Source organism: Kineococcus gurbantunggutensis (assembly GCF_050871925.1).
Lineage (GTDB): Bacteria > Actinomycetota > Actinomycetes > Actinomycetales > Kineococcaceae > Kineococcus.
Genome location: NZ_JBJLSG010000334.1, coordinates 1 through 1,160 on the forward strand (window position 1 = coordinate 1; position 1,160 = coordinate 1,160).

Genomic DNA, 1,160 nt, shown 5'->3' on the forward strand with positions numbered 1-1,160 from the left:
GGTGCGCCCGACGATCGCGGTGGAGGACTCCGGCCACTGCTGGAGCACGAAGGAACCGCCGGTGCGGCCGCGGCGGGTCTCGATGAGCCCGCGCCGGGCCAGGTGCGCCAGCGCCGCGCGGACCGTCCCCTGCCGCGCGGCTGAGGCGACGCCCCCGGTGCTCCGCACCGCCCCGGTGCGCCGTCGGCCCTCCCAGGCCGCGGGGCGCTGTCGCCATGCGCTGTTCTGCGCCCTGGTGCGCTGGGAAGCACCGGTCGCGGCGAGCGCTCAAGTCCCCAGCGCCCAGAGCCGATGGTGGTAGCAGTGGCCACCAGTCACTCATGTGACTGGACCGCTCGGACTGACGAGTCCTGGCGGCGCTCCCTCGGGTGAGCACCTTCGGAGCGAGCAACCACGTGAAGCGGTGAGCCGGCAGCGGATGCCCGGCTCACCGCTTCACCTTGTTTCAGCTGCTTTTCGACGAAGCGTTGCGTTGACCCCTTGAGACCGCCCAATCTCGATCAAGGAGATTCGTCCGTGTCCTGAGCGGGCACGGCTTGGCCGGCTCTATGGGCCGGGTCGGTTCTGCGGGGGACAACGCGGCTATGGAGAGCTTCTTCGCGCTGCTGCAGAACAACCTTCTGGGTCGATGGTCCTGGGCTACCCGTGAGGACTTGCGGATCGCGATCGTGACGTGGATCGAGCGGACTTACCACCAGCGTCATCGCCAGGCTGGTCTGGGGCGGTTGACCCCGACCGAGTACGAGACCATCATGACCTCGCCGGCCAGCCTGGCCGCGTGACGTAGCTGTCACCGGATCATGCAGCAGACCCCGCTGCCGACGGCGCCCGTCGACAGGTCGGTGTCCAGGACGGCTCGCTGCACGGCGGGTTCCTCGGGCATGGGGTGTGCGGCGTGCCCGCTGGAGCCGGGCACGCCCTGGCGGATCGCCGGCTGGTCGTACGGGTGCGCAGGTTGCCCGCGTGCCCCGAGGCCGAGCGCGCGTGGGAGGCATCCGGCTGGTGCTGAGCTCGGCTGGTGCTGCAGATGGCTGTGCCGAGCTCAGCCGGTGCCGGATCCGGCCGGGGGGGGGGGGGGGGGGGGGGGGGGGGGGGGGGGGGGGGGGGGGGGGGGGGGGGGGGGGGGGGGGGGGGGGGGGGGGGGGGGGGGGGGGGGGGGG

2 pseudogenes are annotated in these 1,160 nt (G+C 73.1%); one reads left to right on the forward strand and one right to left on the reverse strand.

Annotated features, from left to right (window positions below):
- A pseudogene (locus ACRYR7_RS25530) lies at positions 1–132 on the reverse strand (FadR/GntR family transcriptional regulator); the annotation flags it as partial.
- A gap of 356 nt (positions 133–488) precedes the next feature.
- Here ACRYR7_RS25530 and ACRYR7_RS25535 point away from each other — a divergent pair.
- Positions 489–782 (forward strand): annotated as a pseudogene (locus ACRYR7_RS25535) (integrase core domain-containing protein); the annotation flags it as partial.
- Positions 783–1,160: the final 378 nt, after the last annotated feature.